Genomic DNA, 21,546 nt, shown 5'->3' on the forward strand with positions numbered 1-21,546 from the left:
TGAACCCAATTGCATAAGCTAAAACTGCACGGCTTTAACAACCTGACCAAGAGCCTGAGTTTTTGTATTTACGATATTTGTTACGCCAAAACCGCGGATGACCGCGACGGCTATATCGCCTACATTGACGAACAATACAACGCCAACCGCCTGACCGAGATCCTCAGTGAAACCTGCTCGATCATTGGCGCCAATATTCTGAATATCGCACGTCAGGACTACGATCCCCAGGGTGCCAGCGTCACTATTCTGGTAAGCGAAGAGCCGGTCGATCCCAAAGATGTTGATACCTCAGAACACCCCGGCCCGCTGCCCAAGACGGTGGTCGCGCACCTCGATAAAAGCCATATCTGCGTTCATACCTACCCGGAAAGCCATCCGGAAGGTGGCCTGTGCACCTTCCGTGCCGATATCGAAGTCTCTACCTGTGGCGTAATTTCGCCGCTCAAGGCTCTGAACTACCTGATCCACCAGTTGGAGTCCGATATCGTCACCATGGATTACCGCGTGCGTGGTTTTACCCGCGACGTAAACGGTGTGAAACATTACATCGATCATGAGATCAATTCGATCCAGAACTTTATGTCGGAAGACATGAAGTCGCTGTACCACATGATGGATGTGAACGTGTATCAGGAAAATATTTTCCACACCAAGATGCTGCTGAAGGATTTCGATCTGAAGCACTACCTGTTCAACGCCAAGCCGGAAGAGCTCAGCACCGCCGAACGTAACAGGATCACCGATCTGCTGTGGAAAGAGATGCAAGAAATTTATTACGGGCGGAATATTCCGCATCTGTAATTCAGTTGAACAGGGCAACGGGCGTTGCCCTGTTCGAGCTGTTATTATTTTTTCACCACCCGACTCTACTAAATAAGACCTGTTTTCACACCTACTTTACCCGCTTATATACCAACAAAGCTGATAAGTTTTGCTGGATGCATACCCTAAATAATTGGTGTTTCTTGTAGGCACCGCAACCTGGAAACATCGGGATGCGTTAATAACATTCTGCCTGTCGCATATTGACTGGATCGCTTGGCTGGCATACTTTTATCAAGGCATAAGCCTTATTAATAGTAAAAAAAATGTTAAATCAATGGGAGACAAAATGTTTAATCCATTAGAGCGGGTTCGTTATGCATAGCAGGAGCTATTGCATACCGACATGATTTTTAAGCAATAGCTCTTGCTCAATCCTGACACAAAATTAGGAGGAGCATAATGAGCTATAAAAAAGCCAATGACGTATTACCGCATAATTTATTGCATGCAATTCAACAGTATATAGATGGCCAATATATTTATATTCCGCGTAAGGCAGACAACAAGCTAGCGTGGGGGGCAAATACAGAGACGCGGAAAAATCTCCAAGTAAGAAACGGAGAAATTCTAGCAAAACGTCTGGCCGGTTGTTCTGTTAGTGACTTGGCGGAACAATATTTCTTGTCAGAAAAAACCATATACAAAATCATTAACGCCAGTAAAAACGACTAAAAATACACGCGCCCTAACCTGGTTTGGGCGCTTTTTTGTTTCTGAAACGATGAATAGGATGCATTCCCAAACCATGCATCATACGTTATTGGCATATCGCAAGTATCAAACCGGAGTTTTTACCTTGGATATCCCACGTATTTTTACCATTACCGAAAGCGCTCACCGCATCCATAACCCGTTCACGCCGGAAAAGTACGCCACGCTTGGGAAAGTCTTGCGCCTGGAGCCAGAGACAAGAATACTTGACCTTGGTAGCGGCTCGGGCGAGATGCTGTGTACTTGGGCTCGTGATCATAAAATCACTGGTCTGGGCGTTGATATGAGCCAACTGTTCTCCGCTCAAGCGAAATACCGAGCTGAAGAACTTGGCGTTGCCGACCGGGTCCAGTTCATCCACGCGGATGCTACCGGTTATGTCACCAACGAAAAGGTCAGCGTGGCCGCCTGTATTGGTGCCACCTGGATTGGTGGTGGCGTTGCCGGAACCCTCGAACTTTTGGCGAAAAGCCTTTGTCCTGAAGGTATCATTCTTATCGGCGAGCCTTACTGGCTGAAATTGCCAGCCACGGAAGACATCGCCAAGGGATGCGAAGCCAATGCCATTTCCGACTTCCTGATACTCCCAGAGCTTATTGGATCATTCGAAAACCTCGGTTACGAGCTAGTAGAAATGGTTCTCGCTGACCATGAAGGTTGGGATAGATACTCGGCGGCCATGTGGCTCACCATGCGTAAATGGCTCAACGCCCATCCTGATGACGATTTTGCGAAAGAAATTCGAGCGCATTTGACCTCAGAACCCAAACGCTATGTGACTTATACGCGTGAATATCTTGGATGGGGCGTGTTCGCTTTGATGGCGCGGTAATGTGGGGCAACTCACTATATGACACTCCTGGCGTTAAGCCTCTAATAAAAACCGCCGGCCACACCACTGCACACGGCAAGGTGATACGTAATTTTTAAGGAAATGATACCGCCTGCGTCTTGCTCCTTGTCTTTGGCGTTAAACAGCGCAGGTATGAATAATCCGACTTTTATCAAGAGGGCAGGACAGAGGGTACATATATCCTGCCAGCCCTGTATGTCACACCAGATGCAAGCCGCAGGGTAAATCAGCCAACTGCTGTTGCGCCGCCGCAGGCAAGGATTTATCAGTCACAATATCGGTCAGGTGGCTGAGCGGAGCCACACAGAATAACGAATAAGCGTCGTATTTGCTGCTGTCGGCCAACAACACGCGCTGCCGGGCATTGGCCATCAGATCCTGTTTCAGGCCCGCCTTCTCTTCGGTGGGGGTGGTAATGCCTTTTTCCATACTCCACGAGTTGCAGCTGACAAAAGCCATATCCGGGTAAATCCCCCGCAGCAACCTGCGCCCGTGATCGCCGATGCAGGACTGGCTGCTATCGTCAATCCGGCCACCAATAATCGTCACCTCTATCTGCTTAAACCCTGAAAGAAACAGGGCAATATGCAGATCGGCAGTAATCACCCGTAACGGCAGATGGGCTAAATGCCGTGCCAGTTCGAGCATGGTCGTTCCGGCATCCAACACCAGCGAGTCACCAGCCTTAACCATCGTCATCGCATAGCGGGCAATCGCGCGTTTTTCCTGCGGAAAACGCAGTTGCTTCTCGTTGGTGGTGGGCTGTGCGGGAATAAAACGGTTGAGCGCCACTCCGCCATGGCTGCGGTTGATGATCCCCTGCTCATCCAGTTTGATCAGATCGCGCCGGATGGTGGCAGGCGAGGCATCAATCGCGCTGACCAGTTGCTCAACGGTAACCAGATTATGGGCTTTGAGGTATTCCAGAATCTGGTTCTGACGGCTTTGTGGCTTCATAACATCCGTTTGATCATGCCAACTGTGTGGCCAGTTGAATTGAGATCGCCATGCTCTCAGACTTGGCTTTACCTGTCCAGGCAATATCAAACGCAGTGCCGTGATCAGCAGAGGTGCGAATAAACGGCAAACCGGCGGTAATATTCACCCCATCATAAAACCCGAGCAGCTTAAGCGGAATATGGCCCTGATCGTGGTACATCGCCACCACCATGTCGTACTGCCCTTCATAGGCTTGCAGGAAAACGGTATCCGGCGGGCATGGGCCATAAACGTCGATCCCTCTCTGTTTTACCGCGGCAATGGCCGGGCCGACAATCGTGATCTCTTCATCACCAAACAGGCCATTTTCCCCTGCGTGCGGATTAACCCCGGCCACGGCAATGCGTGGCTGTTGATAGCCGACACGCCTGAGGAAGGTATCGGCCATCGCCACCACCGTCTCAATGCGTTCCGCATTCAAGGTATCGAGGAACTTACGCAAGGCAATGTGCGTAGAAACATGGATAACCTTCAGTTTATCGGTATACAACACCATGGCGTAATCCCGGCTGTTGGTCAGGTGCGCCAACAGCTCGGTATGACCAGGATAGAGATGCCCAGCCAGATGCAGAGCCTCTTTATTCAATGGCGCCGTCGCTATCGCCTTGACCTCGCCAGCCATCGCCAGTTCGGTGGCACGCTTTACACAGCGGTAAGCCAGATCGCCCGCCTGTGATTGCACTTTCCCTGGTATTAGCGCAGCGGGATCCTCCAGCGGTTCATCAATAATGTTGATCACACCGGGTGCAAAGCGTGCCTCCGAAACGCGCTGGATCGGCTTTAACTCCACCATCGGCACGATCCGCAAAGCCTGAATACGTTGTAACGTTTGCAGACAGCCCACCACGACCGCAGGCGCTCCCGCCAGTTCCCCTTCAGACAGCGCCTTGATGATAATTTCTGGCCCAATACCTGCCGGATCCCCCATGGTGACTGCAATCGTGTTATTTACCACTGTACATCTCCTCAATAAAATAAAGGGCATCACGCAGCGTTGACGCACCACCAAACCCGCCCGCTTTAGTAATTACCGGCAAATCATCTATTTCGCTGTTGACGAAGGTGCCACAGGGCACACAAGGTGCCACCTCATGGGTGATACGATATCCTTCCGCCCCTAACGCTCTGGCAACCGCAATCGCGATATCCCCACCGGTAAGGAACAGCCCACCAATTTGTGACTGATTGATAATCGCCAGCGTGATCGCACCTAACGCTTCGCTGATGCGGTCGCCCAGCTGCTGGCGCGTGAGATGGTGCCGCTCGCACAGCAGATCGATCATCTGGCGCGCATTGGCATCGCGGCAGGTGCGTAATACGCAATGTTGCCTGTCTCGTAGCACCGCTGCTGCCTGGTGGATGATCGCGTCAAGCGCGTGCTGATGGCTGGGTTGCAATAACCCTTCGACATCAACCTCGACCACACCCAGCAATTTTTCTTCTGCTGCAAACAGGATCTGTTGCTGGGTAGCCTCACTCATCGACCCCGCTACCACCAACACCGGCAACCGCTGGCGCGTGGCAAGATAGCAACTGGCAGGGAGCGCATTGGCTAACCCGGCAGCCCCCACCAGTAAATAGCGCACGCTGAGCTGCGAGGTGGCCTGAGCCAACAGTGCCAGATCGCCATCATTTTCCGCATCCACCACCACCATCGCGGGCCCTGCGCGGCCGATCTGTTGTAATTCAGCACCTAGCTTGCCCCCGCGCACCGTCAGCAAATCCAGTTCATAAACTGGATAATCACTCTGCAGCCCGATCAAGGTTTTAATGTGTGAAGAAACAATCGGCGTTTTCGGATCGCTGGCAAACTCGGTTTCTGCCAGCGGCACACCGTTAACCCAACATTGCCCGTTACGGGTCACGCGGCCTGCGGCAGGGATCGCCGCGGCGACGATCGCCAATTGCGCCCCGCAGGCGTTCATCGCGGCTTCGACTTCTGCCCCGACGTTACCGCGAAAGGTAGAGTCGATCTTTTTATACACCAATGGTGGAGCATCGCTTTGGCAATAGGGCCGCAAAGCTGCGGTTACTTTGGCTTTGGCCATAGCGGCAGTGAGTGCCCGGCTTTCTGTGTTGATCACCAATACATCGGTACGCTGTATAGAACGAGGTGACTCGTTGAGCACCACGTCGGTACGTGCGCCTTTTTTCGCCAATTGCACGCCGGTATCATTAGCACCGGTAAAATCATCCGCGATCACAATCATCTTCATGCCGCTTTCTCCACCGCAGTGCCCTTCGCTGCATTACGCTTTGCTACCCAGGAGGTGAGAATCGGAGTCAGTATGGCAGTAGTGATCACCGATGCGGCGATCAGCGGTGCAGCGGCTGCGGCTACGCTGGCCAATGAAGGATCCGCCTGAGCAATCGCCAACGGCGTAGCCACCGCATTACCCGCGGTGCTTGATGCAGCCGCCCCGGCAATCCCTGAACCGCCCACCAGCCGATCGGCCTTAATGTTAAAGAAGCCGCCGACAAAGGTGGTTAATACACCGAGCAACACCCCGGCAACGCCGCCTTGTAATAGCATTTCCAGGTTGATCCCTGCCCCGAGAGCAAACGCAAAGAAGGGGATCAGGATCGGGCCGCCTTTGGTCAGGAAATCACGCATCTGATGATCCAGATTCCCCAGCAGCATTCCCACCAACAGCGGGACCAACACCGCCACCAGCGCCATCATCGGGATATTCGCCATGCCTGCGGCACCGAGAGCGATCATGGTAAAGAATGGCCCGTCATTCAGCGAAAGGACCGAAATCGCCCCCACATCTCGCTCATTGCCGAACTCCCCCACCAGCGCTGCATACAGGCCACCGTTGGAGTTACTCATAGCGGCAATGATCGCCAACCCCGTGAGACCAAAAATCCCTTCCGTGCCAAACAGATGTTCAACGCCTAATCCCAGCGCCATCGCGACCAGCAATTTGGTCAAGGTGATCGTACCGCCTTGCAGCAGCGCCTGCGGTGCCGCTTTGAAGCTGATCCCTGCCCCCATGCACAGCAGGAAAGCGCCAATCAATGGAGCAGCGCCGTTCTTAAACAGCGCGGTGGTAAAGCCGCCGATCTGCAGCGCCTGTGGTGCAAAGGTGTTGATCATCGCGCCAAGCACCAGTGGGACGACCATCATCCCGCCAGGGATTCTCTCTATTGCCGCCTTAATTTTCATCCTTCCCTCTCATTTTTGATTTATTTAAATCAAAATGATTATATTGAATCATAAAAAACAAAATGAGCGCCAAGTCGCAGATCAAAAAATCAGCATTGTGATTTTTTGATTTAATTTAATCAGTATAAGGAAGTGAGCAGGGTGAGGTGGAAGAGGTGCCCCGGCAGGAGACACCTCTTTAAATGAGAGGGAAATCAGTAATTCAGCATGAAGGAACGGTAAGCCTTCAGCACCGCTAGAAAATCCTCTACACCGCAGAAAGAGAGGCTTTCTTCGTCATAGTAATTCATTCCTTCTTCCATCTCGTCGCCTTCAAACTCCAGCTGGTTGGCACGGATCATCACTTCTTCGCCATCCATCAGCAGGGTATACTCATGGCCTTCCAACTGCCACTGACGCTCGCTGCCTTTGACTTCTGCCGCGCCGGCCTCAATCCGATCCAGCAGGTTAAAATCCCCTTTCAGCTCTTCGTTGATCCAATGCCCGATGGCCTCATGCCCCATCGAAAATCTGACCACCACCTGACCGGTAACGTCACGCAGAAATTCGTAATCCATAGCATGCCCTCCTGAGCCGTTTTTATTAGTTTAAACGTTAATTCGCGACTGTCTCAGTGAAAGCTCGCAAAGTGGATAACTGGGTGCAGATAGCCGTAAATCAGCAACCGCCATCGAGTAATAAGGAAACGCCATAACAACCTGATTTTGCTGCATTATAACATGCCGCGAGTGCTGCGGAAAAATCCATGTCGCTGGCTTCTGCCACAGGCTGCTTCATTTAATATTCTGAATTTGCCATTCCACTTCATGCGCTTCATCCAGTTGTGGAATTTCCAACTTGCTCAGCATACGTTCCATGGTACTAATCGGCACGCTGTGCTCACGCCCGGCATTTTGCTGCAGCCACTGCTTGTAGGGCACCTCGAGATACACAATCTTCACTTTTGCCCGATAAGCCGTAAACAGTGCAACCAATTGACTACGCAATTGCCGGGTGATGTTGGTCGCATTCCACACGAAAGGTTCGCCTCGGCGTAACAGTGCTTTCGCCTGTTGTTTGGCCTGTTGCACCACCCACCCCGTAGCGTTTTTATCCGCTGGGGACAACCGGTGTTGGCGGCGAATATCATCCAGGCTGATAACAGCCATCCCAGGCGCATGCTGCTCGATATAACGATCCTTCCCCATGCCCGGTAACGCGCAAAGCAGGATCACCTCACTGTGAAATTGTTCGTAAGGCGCAAAATCGACGCAGGCCTGCGGGTGCGTCAGATAGTGATAACGCTGGTAGTCACTGGCAAAGGGGCGAGCCTGCCCCCAGCATTGCTGCTCTTGGCAAAACAGCTCGAACAATTCGATACTATCCAGCAAGCTGGCTTGATCCGCACAATCACGCCCCATGACATCCGCCCGTGCCAGCATTGCCAACAGCCGCGTATCCAGCCGTAAGGCGGCAGATAATAACGCCCGCTCCGGCGCAGGGCGCGCCATAATCCACAGCGGCAAACCATGAAATCGCACCAAAGCCGCAATCTGTTCACGCAGTTGAAACGGCGTGACGATGTCGCGATACAGAATCGAGCGCGTAGTCAGTTCACCGCGCTTGGCATGATTCGGAGAGGTGACCGAACCGTCGGCCTCGACGCGCGTGGTGCTACGCTTTTCTACATCGTGCAGCAATGCGGCGGCCCAGAGCAGTTCCTGTTGCTGCGAAGGCAACGCGGCGAACTCCTTCGCCCCGGTCAGTGCAGCCAGCACGCGTTGGGTATGAATTGCTACGTCCCCTTCTGCATGGTGCCGGGGATCCTGCGGCACCTGGTGCATATCGGCCACCCAGCGAAACTTTTCCGCCAGCCTGGCCCACTGTTTATCTTCATTTAAGCACCACATGGCCTTCCTCCTGACGGTACTCATGCGCCATACGGGCTCGTTGCCAGTTCACTCTCCAGTGACGATCCGTCTTCACATGATTTTTACGCACGTATTTAAAGACCTGATGGGGAAATTGAACCACCGGGAATTCTGCCGCATTACGTGTGACGATCCCTTCCATGCTACAGGGCAACCCAGTATGAACATCATGCGGTGCAAAACAGCCCATCTCTTTTGCCTGTTCAATGATAGCCAATCGGTATTCTGCCTCTGTCTGGTTTTGAGTATTCAGCGGCAGCTCAGGCACACAGGCAAAATCAAATAACGCAGCATAGAACTTCACTTCTTCCCAACTTAGCCACACATCTTTGCAGCGCACCGCAAATAAGTAGAAGTCCTGTTCCAAAGCGCGATATTCAATAGAGTGAGTGGCATATAAGTTCTCGCCAAACAGCTCAATATCACCGAGATCGTTTTTGATCTGTTGCCAACGCTGGCGGATCTGACGCGTCCAGGCAGAAACCGTCGGCGCCGCATGAGATCGCGCGAACACACCGTATTGATTCAGGCAGTTATTTTCACCATCGAGTTTTTCAGTGTGTATTAATCGCTTAATTAACTGAATGTCTTGCCAGTATTCTTTGTTGATCCGATCGTCACTGGTGGTTCCCGGTGAGAAAGGATAATGGTACGTTCGACCATATTTTCTTTGCATATCCATTAGTTTTCTTCTTGTTATTAGCCTATCGGGATATTCCATCAGGTCGATAGGCTATTTATTACGACTCGCCGTTAACGCGCTGATTATTGCGATGGCGTAAAGTCATTCCCTTTAAAAATGCGCACTGGCGCCCCTCGAACAATTTGATGATGAAACAGGCGCCGTTGTGCACGTTGTTCATCCAACCGCTGTTGCTTGAGTTGTTCCAGCCGATGCGCAATCAGTAAACACGCCAAGCGTTTGTTCGCATGCTGGCTACGTTCCGTCTGCACCTTAACGCTAATTCCACTGGCCAGATGGGTGGCACGAATCGCCGATTCCGTTTTATTCACGTGTTGCCCGCCAGGGCCGGATGACTTCAAGGTTTCAAACCGAATTTCGCTTTCTTTTGGCATGACTGCCGGAGAAAAACGTGCGGCACCGATAAACCAGTTCTTTCTGGCACGCCCTTTACGCCACGGGCTTTCGCAGATCCATTGCAATGTTCCGCACCAGCGCTCGGCCAATTGCTCAGCCGATTCACCGTTAAGCGCCAGCAGCACCGAGCGCAATGTGCCCGCCAGGCGGCCACTTTCCCGCTCAATTTCGTGCAGTTCTACCTGCAGAGCCTGGGCCTCATGGTAAAACTGCCGCAGCGCCAGGCTGACCGCCAGACAACATTCATCGGGCCCATGGGCAGCAGAAATCTGTAATAGAATCATTCCCGCCCTCCGCTGGTTTTGTACGTCAGCACAGGCTTCAGACGCGCCAGCAGGGTGACTAATCCAGCCTGCTGCAACGCCCCGACTACGCTATCAATAGGTTTGTAAGCTTCTGGCGCTTCCTGATAGATCAGTTGCCGATCGCGGCAAATCACCCTGCTGCCGAAACGCGTTCTGGCCAGTTGTTCTACGCTAAAACGTGCAGAAAGACGCTCTTTACACTCTGCTCGCATCCATTTGCGCCCGGCGCCATGCGCCAGTGAGAACAGACTGCTGGCTGCCGGCAGTGGCTGAACCACATAGCTGTAATCACCGCGCGAACCCGGGATCACCACCAGCCCTTCATCTGAAGGCGTGGCACCTTTACGATGCAGCCAGCCCTGTACACCTTCAATATTGGCGGATGCCAACAGATTGTGATGAATATCCAGCAGACAATTGCCCGCAGTGCGCAAACGCTTCAGTATCCGCCCGGCAATCAATTGCCGATTGAAAGCGGCGAAATCCAGCGCCTGCTGATGCTGTTGCAAATAATCCCCGGCCTCTTCGCTACTTTCCAACAGGCCATGGTGCCCATGAGCACGAACATGCTGTTCCAATATCATCTGGCCCAACCCCCGCGAGCCGCTGTGTACCAGCAGCATCAGGCGTTTTTTGTCGAAGATAGCATCCGGTTGATAGATTTCATCAACCTGTAAAAGCTCGGCAAAATGGTTACCGCCACCGATGGTTCCCAAGCTGGGTGCATAAGGTACCAGCGCCGGTGGAATAGCGCCTAGGCTGTCTTCATCTAATGGGCCATCAATATTACCCAGATTTTTTTCTAATTTATCCAACGACTGTTTCATCGCGGTTAAATCTGTTTGCCATAACGACATACCGCAACCGATATCATTACCGATTAACGCTGGATAAAAACGATGTTGTGAAAAGAAAGCGGCACCAACGGGATAACCGCGGCCCGGATGCAAATCAGGCATCCCGACAACGCGTACCATATCTGGCAGCTTGGCCGTAATTTCTAATTGCTGGATTGCATTTCCTTCAATCCAGGTGTGTTGCGACGCGATCAATGAAACGCGCGGCACAACGGAGCGTATAATATTGCCCATAACCAATCCTGATGATTAATTAATATAATTTGGATGTGGCAGGCCGGAGCCAGAGCAATACCTGTACGACTACGCGGAAAACAGGAAATTAAGCCTGAGGATACGACCTGCAAAGGGTAAACAGTGCTTGATAATTCATGATGTACCTCCTTTGCATAATGTGAATGGAAAAAAACGCCGCGATAGTAGCGATAAATTTTCCAGATAGCAAGCCAATAAAAAACGGGGCCCCAAAGGCCCCCGCGAATATTAAAACCGTTTATACCCGTCATACTTCAAGTTGCTTGGGTGTTGGCTGCCCTCGTTCACCCCAGTCACTTACTGATGTAAGCTCCTAGGGATTCATTCGGTTGCCGCCTACAAGCAACTCGAATTATTTTGGGTATACTGAATTACACCGCAGTCTGGAAAATCACACCGTCGGCTTTTTCAGTATACTGGCTCAGTTGATCGAAGTTCAGGTAGCGATAGGTATCCGCTGCCGTTTTGTCGACCTGCGCCATGTAAGTTTGGTACTCATCAGGTGTTGGCAAGCGGCCCAGCAGCGATGCCACTGCCGCCAGCTCTGCGGATGCCAGATAAACGTTAGCACCATTCCCCAAACGGTTCGGGAAGTTACGCGTGGAGGTAGAAACCACCGTTGCACCATCGGCTACGCGTGCCTGGTTACCCATGCACAGTGAACAGCCTGGGATCTCGATACGCGCCCCGCTCTTGCCAAAGACGCTGTAATAGCCCTCTTCGGTCAGTTGAGCCGCATCCATCTTGGTCGGTGGCGCAACCCACAAGCGGGTTGGCAGTTGGCCTTTGTGCTGATCCAGCAGTTTACCCGCCGCGCGGAAGTGGCCGATATTGGTCATGCAGGAACCGATGAACACTTCATCGATCTTGCTGTTGGCCACATCGGACAGCAGGCGAGCGTCGTCCGGATCGTTAGGCGCACACAGGATCGGTTGCTTGATATCGGCCAGATCGATTTCGATCACTGCCGCATATTCAGCATCCGCATCGCCTTCCAGCAGTTGCGGATCCGCCAACCATTTTTCCATGCCCTGAATACGGCGCTCCAGCGTACGGCGATCGCCATAGCCTTCAGCGATCATCCACTTCAGCATCACGATATTGGAGCTCAGATACTCCTGGATCGGTGCTTTATCCAGTTTGATGGTGCAACCAGCGGCAGAACGCTCGGCAGAGGCGTCCGCCAGTTCGAATGCCTGTTCGACTTTCAGCTCTGGTAAGCCTTCGATCTCCAGAATGCGGCCAGAGAAGATGTTTTTCTTACCTTTCTTCTCAACGGTCAGCAGCCCCTGCTGGATCGCATAGTAAGGAATAGCATGCACCAGATCGCGCAGAGTGATGCCCGGCTGCATTTTACCTTTGAAGCGCACCAGCACTGACTCTGGCATATCCAGCGGCATCACGCCGGTCGCGGCAGCAAATGCCACCAGGCCGGAACCTGCCGGGAAGGAAATCCCAATGGGGAAACGGGTATGAGAATCACCACCGGTGCCCACGGTATCCGGCAACAGCATGCGATTCAGCCAAGAGTGGATAATGCCGTCGCCCGGGCGCAGCGAAACGCCGCCACGGTTCATGATAAAGTCCGGCAAAGTGTGGTGCGTGGTCACGTCAACCGGCTTAGGATAAGCGGCGGTATGGCAGAAGGACTGCATCACCAGATCGGCAGAGAAGCCCAGGCACGCCAGATCTTTCAGCTCATCGCGGGTCATCGGGCCGGTGGTATCTTGTGAACCCACGGAGGTCATCTTCGGCTCACAGTATTCACCAGGGCGCACGCCCGCCACGCCACAGGCGCGGCCAACCATTTTCTGCGCCAGTGAGAAACCTTTGTTGCTTGCCGCAACCGGCTTGGCAATACGGAAGACTTTGCTGTGCGGCAGGCCCAGCGCTTCACGCGCTTTGGTGGTCAGCCCACGGCCGATAATCAGTGGAATACGGCCACCGGCGCGCACTTCATCCAGCAGCACGTCGGTTTTCAGTTCAAAGCTGGCCAGCAGTTCGCCGGTGTGGTGGTTACGCACTTCGCCTTTGTACGGGAAGATGTCAATGACATCGCCCATGTTCAGATTGGATACGTCCACTTCGATCGGCAATGCACCGGCATCTTCCATGGTGTTGAAGAAGATTGGCGCAATTTTACCGCCCAGCACTACGCCGCCAGCGCGCTTGTTCGGTACGTAAGGGATGTCGTCCCCCATAAACCACAACACCGAGTTGGTGGCGGATTTACGAGAAGAACCGGTACCGACCACATCACCAACGTAGGCCAGCGGGAAACCCTTCTTGTTCAACTGTTCGATCTGCTTGATCGGGCCCACGCTGCCCGGTTGATCGGGGTGAATACCGTCACGCTCGTTTTTCAGCATCGCCAGCGCGTGCAGTGGGATATCCGGGCGCGACCAGGCGTCCTGGGCTGGTGACAGATCGTCAGTGTTGGTTTCACCGGTCACTTTGAACACGGTAACGGTGAGCTTTTCTGCCAGCGGCGGGCGTGACAGATACCATTCGGCATCCGCCCAAGACTGCATGACCTGCTTGGCATGCGGGTTGCCCGCTTTGGCTTTCTCTTCCACGTCGTAGAAGTTATCAAACATCAGCAGCGTGTGGGACAAGGCTTTGGCAGCGATCGGTGCCAGTTTGGCGTTATCCAGCGCGTCGATCAGTGGATGAATGTTATAACCACCCTGCATGGTGCCTAACAGTTCAACGGCTTTTTCGGGGGTAACCAGGGGAGAAGTGGCATCACCTTTGGCGATAGCAGCCAGAAAACCTGCTTTGACATAGGCGGCTTCATCGACGCCCGGTGGTACGCGGTTAATCAGCAGGTCTAACAGAAATTCTTCTTCGCCTTTTGGCGGATTTTTTAATGATTCAACCAGCGCTGCCATTTGTGTCGCATCTAATGGCTTAGGGACGATGCCCTCTGCAGCACGCTCGGCCACGTGCTTACGGTATTCTTCTAGCACGACTTTCTCCTCGCTCTCATTGTCATTTATGGTGCCTGGCGTTTTATACCCTTCATCGTTCGAGTTGCGCTGTTTTGGCTGCAAAATATGAAAGGCATAAATCTGACGGGGCACTGCTGTCGATATCCTGGACTGTAAGGTACAGTGCCCGGTTCCGCTCGGCCAGCATATCAGGATCTGAAACGCTTGTTAATTCGTTCACATAAAAGCAACATTAAATCTTTGCTGAATCGTTGAGCGCAGCGTAATCGGCTGCAACGCAGGCGGGACGTTCGTTACGGTCCAAAAGCTCAGCCAGATGAGCACAACACAACATCCATACTTTTACAATGGTTATTAATTGTGTCGAGGGGAAATTTGCGAACAGCAAACACAAAAAAACCGCCAATTACGACGGTTCTTTTGTATCCATACGGTGTTAGCAGGCACCGAACGGATTTTTTACATCGTCAGAAACGATACAAGCACTACCAAGCAACAACATTGTGCGTAAAATTGGTTAAAAAATCAACCAACCGGATGTAAAGAATCTGTCTTTTATGTACCCTGATTTCGGGTCTGTTCTGTCGGTTTAGCAGCCGATCATCGGGCTTGAGAGCAGTGCTGCAACTACTGCGATACTAGCACTACCAAGTGCTTGTTCCACCGGGGCTTTCCCGGTGAAGTCGCGGTGGTCGTGGTCCCACAAGGAACGCGCAATGAAAAGGAGTTCTTTCTTTATCCTGCTCATTGTACTGGGTTTAGCGTTTGGGGTCAGTAATGGCGGCTGGCCAGTTTCCGGCAACCATCTCAACTTCAACGTTATAATCCAGAACAAGTAAGCTACTGGCCGCTTTTCGAAGCGGCCTTTTACTGGAACGAATCCAATAAAAACGGCCCCTCAACAGGAGCCGCTTATTAACCGTTCAAACCATACCCTTCATACTTCAAGTTGCTTGGGTGTTGGCTGCGTTACTCGGCCCATGCTGGGCCTCGCCCCTTCGGGGCCGCTGCAAGCAGCGTTCAAATATGCTTTCGCAGATTTGTCACTCACCCCAGTCACTTACTTAAGTAAGCTCCCGGGGATTCATTCAGTTGCCGCCGACAAGCAACTCGAATTATTTTGGGTACAGAAGAATTACTTCTTTTTGGCTTTCGGGTTTGGCAGATCGGTGATGCTGCCTTCGTAGATCTCCGCGGCCAAGCCGACGGATTCGTGCAAGGTCGGGTGAGCGTGGATGGTCAACGCGATATCTTCTGCGTCGCAACCCATCTCAATTGCCAGGCCGATCTCACCCAGCAGTTCACCGCCGTTGGTGCCGACAATTGCGCCACCGATAATACGGTGAGTTTCTTTGTCGAAGATCAGTTTGGTCATGCCGTCTGCACAGTCAGAAGCGATCGCACGGCCAGAAGCCGCCCACGGGAAGGTGGAGGTTTCGTAGCTGATGCCTTTCTCTTTCGCTTCTTTCTCGGTCAAACCAACCCACGCCACTTCCGGCTCGGTGTAAGCGATGGATGGGATGACTTTTGGATCGAAGTAATGCTTCATACCAGCGATAACTTCTGCCGCAACGTGGCCTTCATGCACGCCTTTGTGCGCCAGCATTGGCTGCCCCACGATGTCACCGATAGCAAAGATGTGCGGCATGTTGGTGCGCAGCTGTTTGTCGACGTGGATAAAGCCACGTTCGTCAACCTCTACACCGGCTTTGCCTGCATCCAGCAGTTTACCGTTTGGCACACGGCCAATCGCCACCAGCACGGCGTCGTAACGCTGTGGTTCTGCCGGAGCCTTTTTGCCTTCCATCGTAACGTAGATGCCGTCTTCTTTGGCTTCTACCGCCGTCACTTTGGTTTCCAGCATCAGGTTGAACTGCTTGCTGATGCGCTTGGTGAAGACTTTCACCACGTCTTTATCAGCGGCTGGAATCACCTGATCGGCCATTTCAACCACGTCGATCTTAGAACCCAGCGCATGGTATACGGTACCCATTTCCAGGCCGATGATACCGCCACCCATCACCAGCAAACGCTCTGGAACGGTTTTCAGCGCCAGCGCATCGGTGGAGTCCCACACGCGTGGATCTTCATGAGGAATAAAGGGCAGTTGAATCGGACGGGAACCTGCAGCAATGATGGCATTGTCGAAGTTGATGGTAGTCGCACCATTTTCGCCTTCAACAACCAGGGTGTTAGCGCCGGTGAACTTACCTTGGCCGTTAACCACTTTCACTTTACGGCCTTTCGCCATACCAGCCAGGCCACCGGTCAGCTGATTGATGACTTTTTCTTTCCAGATGCGAACTTTGTCGATATCGGTTTTCGGCTCACCGAAAACGATGCCGTGCTCAGCCAGCGCTTTGGCTTCTTCGATCACTTTAGCAACGTGCAGCAGTGCTTTGGAAGGGATACAGCCCACGTTCAGGCACACCCCACCCAAAGTGGAATAACGCTCTACCAGAACGGTTTCAAGACCTAAGTCAGCGCAACGAAAGGCAGCAGAGTAACCTGCTGGGCCCGCCCCAAGTACCACGACCTGAGTTTTAATTTCAGTACTCATCATGACCTCTTAATTGTTTGTCCGGCGGGTCAGACGTCATTTTTATACCCTTCGTCTTTCACCTTGCAGCGTTGTTGGCTTCACTCGCTCACCCCAGTCACTTACTTGTGTAAGCTCCTCGGGATTCACGAACTTGCCGCCTAGCTGCAACGTGAAATCCATTGGGTATATTATTAATCAATCTCATAACGCCCTTCATCCACCGGGACGCTTACACCGCGAGCAGTTTACAGAATTGTTAATAGTCTGCAAAGCGCGTTCAGGTGACCCGTGTCTCAACAATTCTGTCGAGTCATGCAACAACTCGACAAAACCGGTAGTAGGATTGACAGGGGCGCTACCAGAGCGCCCCTAAACAGTTACATCACCAGACGGCGGATATCAGCCAGCATATTGTTGATAATGGTGATAAAGCGCGCACCATCAGCACCGTCAATCACACGGTGGTCGAAGGAGAGCGACATCGGCATTATCAAGCGTGGCGTGAACTCTTTACCGTTCCAGACCGGCTCAATAGCAGACTTGGAAACACCCAAGATCGCCACTTCCGGTGCGTTAACGATCGGTGCGAAATGGGTTGTCCCGATCCCACCCAGGCTGGAGATGGTAAAGCAACCGCCCTGCATTTCGCCTGCGGTCAATTTGCCATCACGCGCTTTCTTGGAGATCGTCATCAGTTCGCGCGACAGCTCGGTGATGCTTTTCTTGTTCACATCTTTGAATACCGGCACCACCAGACCATTTGGCGTATCTACCGCCACACCGATGTTGATGTATTTTTTCAGCGTCAACTTCTGGCCATCTTCGGACAGCGAGCTGTTGAAGCGCGGCATCTGTTCCAGAGCGGCAGCAACGGCTTTCATGATAAACACCACCGGGGTGAACTTCACGTCCAGCTTACGCTTGGCCGCTTCTTCGTTCTGCTGCTTACGGAACGCTTCCAGATCGGTGATATCGGTTTTATCGAAGTGAGTCACGTGCGGGATCATCACCCAGTTGCGGCTCAGGTTGGCACCAGAGATTTTCTGGATGCGGCCCATTTCGACTTCTTCGATCTCACCAAACTTGCTGAAGTCCACCTTCGGCCATGGCAGCATGCCCGGCAGACCACCGCCGGTTGCCGCAGGAGCAGCTTCGGCACGTTTAACCGCGTCTTTCACATAAGCCTGAACGTCTTCGCGCAGGATACGGCCTTTACGACCGGTACCTTTCACTTTCGCCAGGTTTACGCCGAATTCACGTGCCAGGCGGCGAATGACCGGTGTAGCGTGAACGTAAGCATCGTTCTCAGTGAACTCGCCCTTGCCTGCGGCAGCGGTGGCAGGAGCAACGGCCGGCGCTTCCTGCTTGGCCGGAGCCGGTGCAGCCTCTGCTTTTGGCGCTGGAGCGGCGGCAGGTGCTGCCCCTTCTACTTCAAACACCATAATCAGTGAGCCGGTTTTCACCTTAGCGCCAGTGCTGATTTTGATCTCTTTCACGGTACCCGCGAAAGGTGCCGGCACTTCCATCGAAGCCTTGTCACCTTCAACGGTGATCAGCGACTGCTCAGCGGCAACTTTGTCGCCCACTTTCACCATCACTTCGGTCACTTCAACTTCGTCGCCACCGATATCTGGCACTTCAACGTTTTTAACTGCGCTGGCAGCCGGTGCAGCGACAGGCGCTGCTGATGCTGCCACAGCCACCGGAGCTGAGCCAGCCACGTCGAACACCATGATCAGCGAGCCGGTTTTCACTTTATCGCCGGTGTTGATTTTGATCTCTTTCACGGTACCGGCGAACGGCGCTGGCACTTCCATAGAGGCTTTATCGCCCTCGACGGTGATCAGCGACTGCTCGGCAGCAACGGTATCGCCGACTTTCACCAGGATCTCGGTGACTTCAACTTCGTCAGCACCGATATCCGGTACGGCAACGTCTTTGGCGGCGCTGGCGGCCGCGGCTACCGGAGCCGCTGCAGGTTTTTCTTCTGCCTTGGCCGCCGGTGCTGCTGCACCTTCTGCTTCAAAAATCATCAGCAGCTTGCCGGTTTCGGTTTTATCACCCACGGCAACCTTGATCTCTTTCACCACGCCCGCCTGCGGGGATGGCACTTCCATGGAGGCTTTGTCGCCTTCCACGGTGATCAGCGATTGCTCAACGGCCACTTTATCGCCGACCTTCACCAAGATCTCGGTGATTTCAACTTCGTCTGCACCGATGTCCGGCACTTTGATTTCGATAGACATTCTATTTACCTCTTATGCCAGACGTGGGTTGACTTTTTCTGGGTTGATGTCGAATTTCTTAATTGCATCAGCGACCACAGAAGCGTCAATCTCACCGCGTTTAGCCAGTTCGCCCAGTGCAGCAACCACCACGTAAGAAGCATCAACTTCAAAGTGGTGACGCAGATTTTCGCGGCTGTCAGAACGGCCGAAACCGTCAGTGCCCAGGACGCGATAATCGCTGGCAGGAACGTAAGTGCGAACCTGTTCTGCGAACAGCTTCATGTAGTCGGTAGACGCCACCGCTGGCGCATCGTTCATCACCTGAGCGATGTAAGGCACGCGCGGAGTTTCGGTTGGGTGCAGCATGTTCCAACGCTCACAGTCCTGGCCATCACGCGCCAGTTCGGTGAAGGAAGTCACGCTGTAGGTGTCAGAACCCACTCCGTAGTCTTTCGCCAGGATCTGCGCTGCTTCACGCACATGACGCAAAATCGCACCGGAACCCAGCAACTGCACTTTACCTTTACTACCCGCCAAGGTTTCCAGCTTGTAGATACCCTTACGGATACCCTCTTCTGCGCCCTGCGGCATCGCTGGCATATGGTAGTTTTCGTTCAGCGTGGTCAGGTAGTAGTAGACGTTTTCCTGCGCGTCGCCGTACATACGTACCAGGCCGTCATGCATGATCACCGCCACTTCATACGCGTAAGCCGGATCGTAGGAGATACAGTTAGGAATGGTCAGCGACTGAATGTGGCTGTGACCATCTTCGTGCTGCAGACCTTCGCCGTTCAGGGTAGTACGGCCTGAAGTCCCGCCGATCAGGAAGCCGCGCGCCTGTTGGTCACCGGCTAACCAGCACAGATCGCCGATACGCTGGAACCCGAACATCGAGTAGTAGATGTAGAACGGGATCATTGGCAGATCGTTAGTGCTGTAGGAAGTCGCTGCCGCAAGCCAGGAAGAGGCCGCGCCCAGTTCGTTGATGCCTTCCTGCAGGATCTGACCTTTTTCGTCTTCTTTGTAGTACGCCACTTGCTCACGGTCCTGCGGGGTGTACTGCTGGCCGTTCGGGCTGTAGATGCCGATCTGGCGGAACAGGCCTTCCATCCCGAAGGTACGTGCTTCGTCGGCAATGATAGGCACCAGACGATCTTTGATCGACGGGTTCTTCAGCATCACGTTCAGGGCACGCACGAAGGCGATGGTGGTAGAGATTTCTTTGTTCTGCTCTTCCAACAGGGAGTTGAAGTCAGACAGCGCTGGCATTTCCAGCTTCTGGGTGAACGCAGGCAGGCGGGTTGGCACATAGCCTTGCAGCGCCTGACGGCGTTCGTGCAGATATTTGTATTCTTCTGAATCTTTATCGAAGGTGATAAATGGCAGTTTTTCGATATCAGCATCGGCAACCGGCACATTGAAACGATCGCGGAAGTGGTGAACCCCTTCCATGTTCATTTTCTTCACCTGGTGAGCAATGTTTTTACCTTCCGCCGTTTCACCCATGCCGTAACCTTTAATGGTATGAGCCAGGATCACGGTGGCTTTACCTTTGGTTTCCTGCGCTTTTTTCAGTGCGGCATAGACCTTCTTCGGATCGTGGCCACCACGGTTCAGTGCCCAGATCTCGTCGTCGGTCATGTCTTTCACCAACGCAGCGGTTTCCGGGTAGCGGCCGAAGAAGTGCTCACGCACATAAGCGCCGTCTTTGGATTTGAAGGTCTGATAATCGCCGTCCAGCGTTTCGCCCATCAGTTGCACCAGCTTACCGCTGGTGTCTTTACGCAGCAGTTCATCCCAACGGCCACCCCAGATCACTTTCAGCACTTGCCAGCCAGCACCGGCGAAGATGCCTTCCAGCTCGTTGATGATCTTGCCATTACCGGTAACCGGGCCGTCCAGGCGCTGCAGGTTACAGTTGATAACGAATACCAGGTTGTCCAGCTTCTCGCGGGTAGCGATAGTGATCGCCCCTTTGGATTCCGGCTCGTCCATCTCACCGTCGCCCAGGAAGGCATAAACGGTCTGGCCAGAGGTGTCTTTCAGGCCACGGTGCTCCAGATACTTGAGGAATTTAGCCTGATAGATGGCGCTGATTGGGCCCAGGCCCATGGAAACGGTCGGGAACTGCCAGAATTCCGGCATCAGCTTTGGATGCGGGTAAGAAGACAGGCCATTGCCATGCACTTCCTGGCGGAAGTTATTCATTTGCTCTTCGGTCAGGCGGCCTTCAAGGAAGGCACGTGCATAAACGCCCGGAGAGATGTGGCCCTGGAAGTACACCAGATCGCCGCCGTCTTTCTCGTTGCGCGCACGGAAGAAGTGGTTAAAGCAGACTTCATAGAAGGTCGCGGAAGACTGGAAGGAAGCCATGTGGCCGCCCAGATCCAGATCTTTTTTGGAGGCACGCAGAACGGTCATTACGGCGTTCCAGCGGATCGCTGAACGAATGCGGCGTTCCAGATCCAGGTTACCTGGGTATTCAGGTTCGTCTTCTACCGCGATGGTGTTGACGTAGTGATTGGCTGCCGAGCCTGCCGCAACCTTCACGCCGCCTTTGCGCGCTTCTCCCAGCACCTGATCAATCAGAAACTGAGCTCGCTCAACACCCTCTTCACGGATGACCGATTCGATCGCCTGCAGCCAGTCGCGGGTTTCGATCGGATCCACGTCATTGTTTAAACGTTCTGACATGGTGGTATTCCTTATCTGTCTAATGGTTTGTTTGGAGCCTGTCTTCCTGCGTTCTGCAGCAAAACACACGAAGACAGGCTCATCAGTTTAGTTGCCGCTTAAGTACTTAACTAAGTACCACGAGCGTTATCTCGGCAGACTGGTG

16 protein-coding genes are annotated in these 21,546 nt (G+C 53.1%); 3 read left to right on the top strand and 13 right to left on the bottom strand.

Features of this window, described 5'->3' with window-relative positions:
- Positions 1-9: 9 nt before the first annotated feature.
- From speD to WG891_RS06815, 3 genes are all read left to right on the top strand, one after another.
- On the top strand, positions 10-804 hold the full coding sequence (gene speD, locus WG891_RS06805) for an adenosylmethionine decarboxylase (protein ID WP_337262182.1): 795 nt from the start codon (positions 10-12) through the stop codon (positions 802-804).
- 423 nt (positions 805-1,227) lie between these two features.
- Positions 1,228-1,500 (top strand): CD3324 family protein, encoded by a 273-nt coding sequence (locus WG891_RS06810; RefSeq protein WP_337262183.1) that lies wholly within the window; start codon positions 1,228-1,230, stop codon positions 1,498-1,500.
- Positions 1,501-1,624: 124 nt separating this feature from the next.
- Positions 1,625-2,371 (top strand): SAM-dependent methyltransferase, encoded by a 747-nt coding sequence (locus WG891_RS06815; protein ID WP_337262281.1) that lies wholly within the window; start codon positions 1,625-1,627, stop codon positions 2,369-2,371.
- Positions 2,372-2,590: 219 nt separating this feature from the next.
- Here WG891_RS06815 and WG891_RS06820 read toward each other — a convergent pair whose 3' ends face one another.
- The 13 genes from WG891_RS06820 to aceE form a co-directional block, all read right to left on the bottom strand.
- Entirely contained in the window at positions 2,591-3,349 is a 759-nt protein-coding gene (locus tag WG891_RS06820) for a DeoR/GlpR family DNA-binding transcription regulator (RefSeq protein WP_337262184.1), read from the bottom strand.
- Between the two features lie 13 nt (positions 3,350-3,362).
- Complete coding sequence (locus tag WG891_RS06825; protein WP_337262282.1) at positions 3,363-4,376, bottom strand: D-threonate 4-phosphate dehydrogenase; 1,014 nt, start codon at positions 4,374-4,376, stop codon at positions 3,363-3,365.
- A complete protein-coding gene (gene dtnK, locus WG891_RS06830) occupies positions 4,336-5,607 on the bottom strand; it encodes a D-threonate kinase (protein ID WP_337262185.1) in 1,272 nt (423 codons plus the stop codon). Before dtnK ends, WG891_RS06825 begins: the two co-directional genes overlap by 41 nt.
- Complete coding sequence (locus WG891_RS06835; RefSeq protein ID WP_337262186.1) at positions 5,604-6,560, bottom strand: 2-keto-3-deoxygluconate permease 1; 957 nt, start codon at positions 6,558-6,560, stop codon at positions 5,604-5,606. Before WG891_RS06835 ends, dtnK begins: the two co-directional genes overlap by 4 nt.
- 194 nt (positions 6,561-6,754) lie before the next feature.
- Positions 6,755-7,117 (bottom strand): protein YacL, encoded by a 363-nt coding sequence (yacL, locus tag WG891_RS06840; protein ID WP_076943401.1) that lies wholly within the window; start codon positions 7,115-7,117, stop codon positions 6,755-6,757.
- A 216-nt stretch (positions 7,118-7,333) separates the two neighbouring features.
- Positions 7,334-8,449, bottom strand: coding sequence for an AAA family ATPase (locus WG891_RS06845; RefSeq protein ID WP_337262187.1), 1,116 nt, complete (start codon positions 8,447-8,449; stop codon positions 7,334-7,336).
- Positions 8,433-9,152, bottom strand: coding sequence for an RNA ligase family protein (locus tag WG891_RS06850; protein ID WP_337262188.1), 720 nt, complete (start codon positions 9,150-9,152; stop codon positions 8,433-8,435). Before WG891_RS06850 ends, WG891_RS06845 begins: the two co-directional genes overlap by 17 nt.
- 83 nt (positions 9,153-9,235) lie before the next feature.
- Positions 9,236-9,853: a peptide chain release factor H gene (gene prfH / locus WG891_RS06855; RefSeq protein WP_337262189.1), complete on the bottom strand. Its 618-nt coding sequence runs from the start codon at positions 9,851-9,853 to the stop codon at positions 9,236-9,238.
- On the bottom strand, positions 9,850-10,965 hold the full coding sequence (locus WG891_RS06860) for an RNA ligase RtcB family protein (protein ID WP_337262190.1): 1,116 nt from the start codon (positions 10,963-10,965) through the stop codon (positions 9,850-9,852). Before WG891_RS06860 ends, prfH begins: the two co-directional genes overlap by 4 nt.
- 392 nt (positions 10,966-11,357) lie before the next feature.
- Positions 11,358-13,955 carry a bifunctional aconitate hydratase 2/2-methylisocitrate dehydratase gene (gene acnB, locus WG891_RS06865; RefSeq protein WP_337262191.1) on the bottom strand — a complete coding sequence of 866 codons (2,598 nt, stop codon included), beginning with the start codon at positions 13,953-13,955 and terminating at the stop codon, positions 11,358-11,360.
- Positions 13,956-15,072: 1,117 nt separating this feature from the next.
- Positions 15,073-16,497: a dihydrolipoyl dehydrogenase gene (lpdA, locus tag WG891_RS06870; protein WP_167370524.1), complete on the bottom strand. Its 1,425-nt coding sequence runs from the start codon at positions 16,495-16,497 to the stop codon at positions 15,073-15,075.
- 359 nt (positions 16,498-16,856) lie between these two features.
- Complete coding sequence (gene aceF / locus WG891_RS06875; protein ID WP_337262192.1) at positions 16,857-18,725, bottom strand: pyruvate dehydrogenase complex dihydrolipoyllysine-residue acetyltransferase; 1,869 nt, start codon at positions 18,723-18,725, stop codon at positions 16,857-16,859.
- Positions 18,726-18,737: 12 nt separating this feature from the next.
- Positions 18,738-21,401, bottom strand: coding sequence for a pyruvate dehydrogenase (acetyl-transferring), homodimeric type (gene aceE, locus WG891_RS06880; protein ID WP_337262193.1), 2,664 nt, complete (start codon positions 21,399-21,401; stop codon positions 18,738-18,740).
- Between the last annotated feature and the right edge of the window lie 145 nt (positions 21,402-21,546).

Origin of the sequence: Serratia sp. MMO-28, assembly GCF_037199905.1 — a bacterium.
Lineage (GTDB): Bacteria > Pseudomonadota > Gammaproteobacteria > Enterobacterales > Enterobacteriaceae > Chania > Chania oryzae.

What these genes read in the sequence shown, in the direction of transcription:
- WG891_RS06810 (WP_337262183.1), top strand. Translation starts at nt 1,228, where the DNA reads ATGAGCTATAAAAAAGCCAATGACGTATTACCGCATAATTTATTGCAT.
- WG891_RS06820 (WP_337262184.1), bottom strand. Translation starts at nt 3,349, where the DNA reads ATGAAGCCACAAAGCCGTCAGAACCAGATTCTGGAATACCTCAAAGCC.
- WG891_RS06825 (WP_337262282.1), bottom strand. Translation starts at nt 4,376, where the DNA reads ATGCCCTTTATTTTATTGAGGAGATGTACAGTGGTAAATAACACGATT.
- dtnK (WP_337262185.1), bottom strand. Translation starts at nt 5,607, where the DNA reads ATGAAGATGATTGTGATCGCGGATGATTTTACCGGTGCTAATGATACC.
- WG891_RS06835 (WP_337262186.1), bottom strand. Translation starts at nt 6,560, where the DNA reads ATGAAAATTAAGGCGGCAATAGAGAGAATCCCTGGCGGGATGATGGTC.
- yacL (WP_076943401.1), bottom strand. Translation starts at nt 7,117, where the DNA reads ATGGATTACGAATTTCTGCGTGACGTTACCGGTCAGGTGGTGGTCAGA.
- WG891_RS06845 (WP_337262187.1), bottom strand. Translation starts at nt 8,449, where the DNA reads ATGTGGTGCTTAAATGAAGATAAACAGTGGGCCAGGCTGGCGGAAAAG.
- WG891_RS06850 (WP_337262188.1), bottom strand. Translation starts at nt 9,152, where the DNA reads ATGGATATGCAAAGAAAATATGGTCGAACGTACCATTATCCTTTCTCA.
- prfH (WP_337262189.1), bottom strand. Translation starts at nt 9,853, where the DNA reads ATGATTCTATTACAGATTTCTGCTGCCCATGGGCCCGATGAATGTTGT.
- WG891_RS06860 (WP_337262190.1), bottom strand. Translation starts at nt 10,965, where the DNA reads ATGGGCAATATTATACGCTCCGTTGTGCCGCGCGTTTCATTGATCGCG.
- lpdA (WP_167370524.1), bottom strand. Translation starts at nt 16,497, where the DNA reads ATGAGTACTGAAATTAAAACTCAGGTCGTGGTACTTGGGGCGGGCCCA.
- aceF (WP_337262192.1), bottom strand. Translation starts at nt 18,725, where the DNA reads ATGTCTATCGAAATCAAAGTGCCGGACATCGGTGCAGACGAAGTTGAA.
- aceE (WP_337262193.1), bottom strand. Translation starts at nt 21,401, where the DNA reads ATGTCAGAACGTTTAAACAATGACGTGGATCCGATCGAAACCCGCGAC.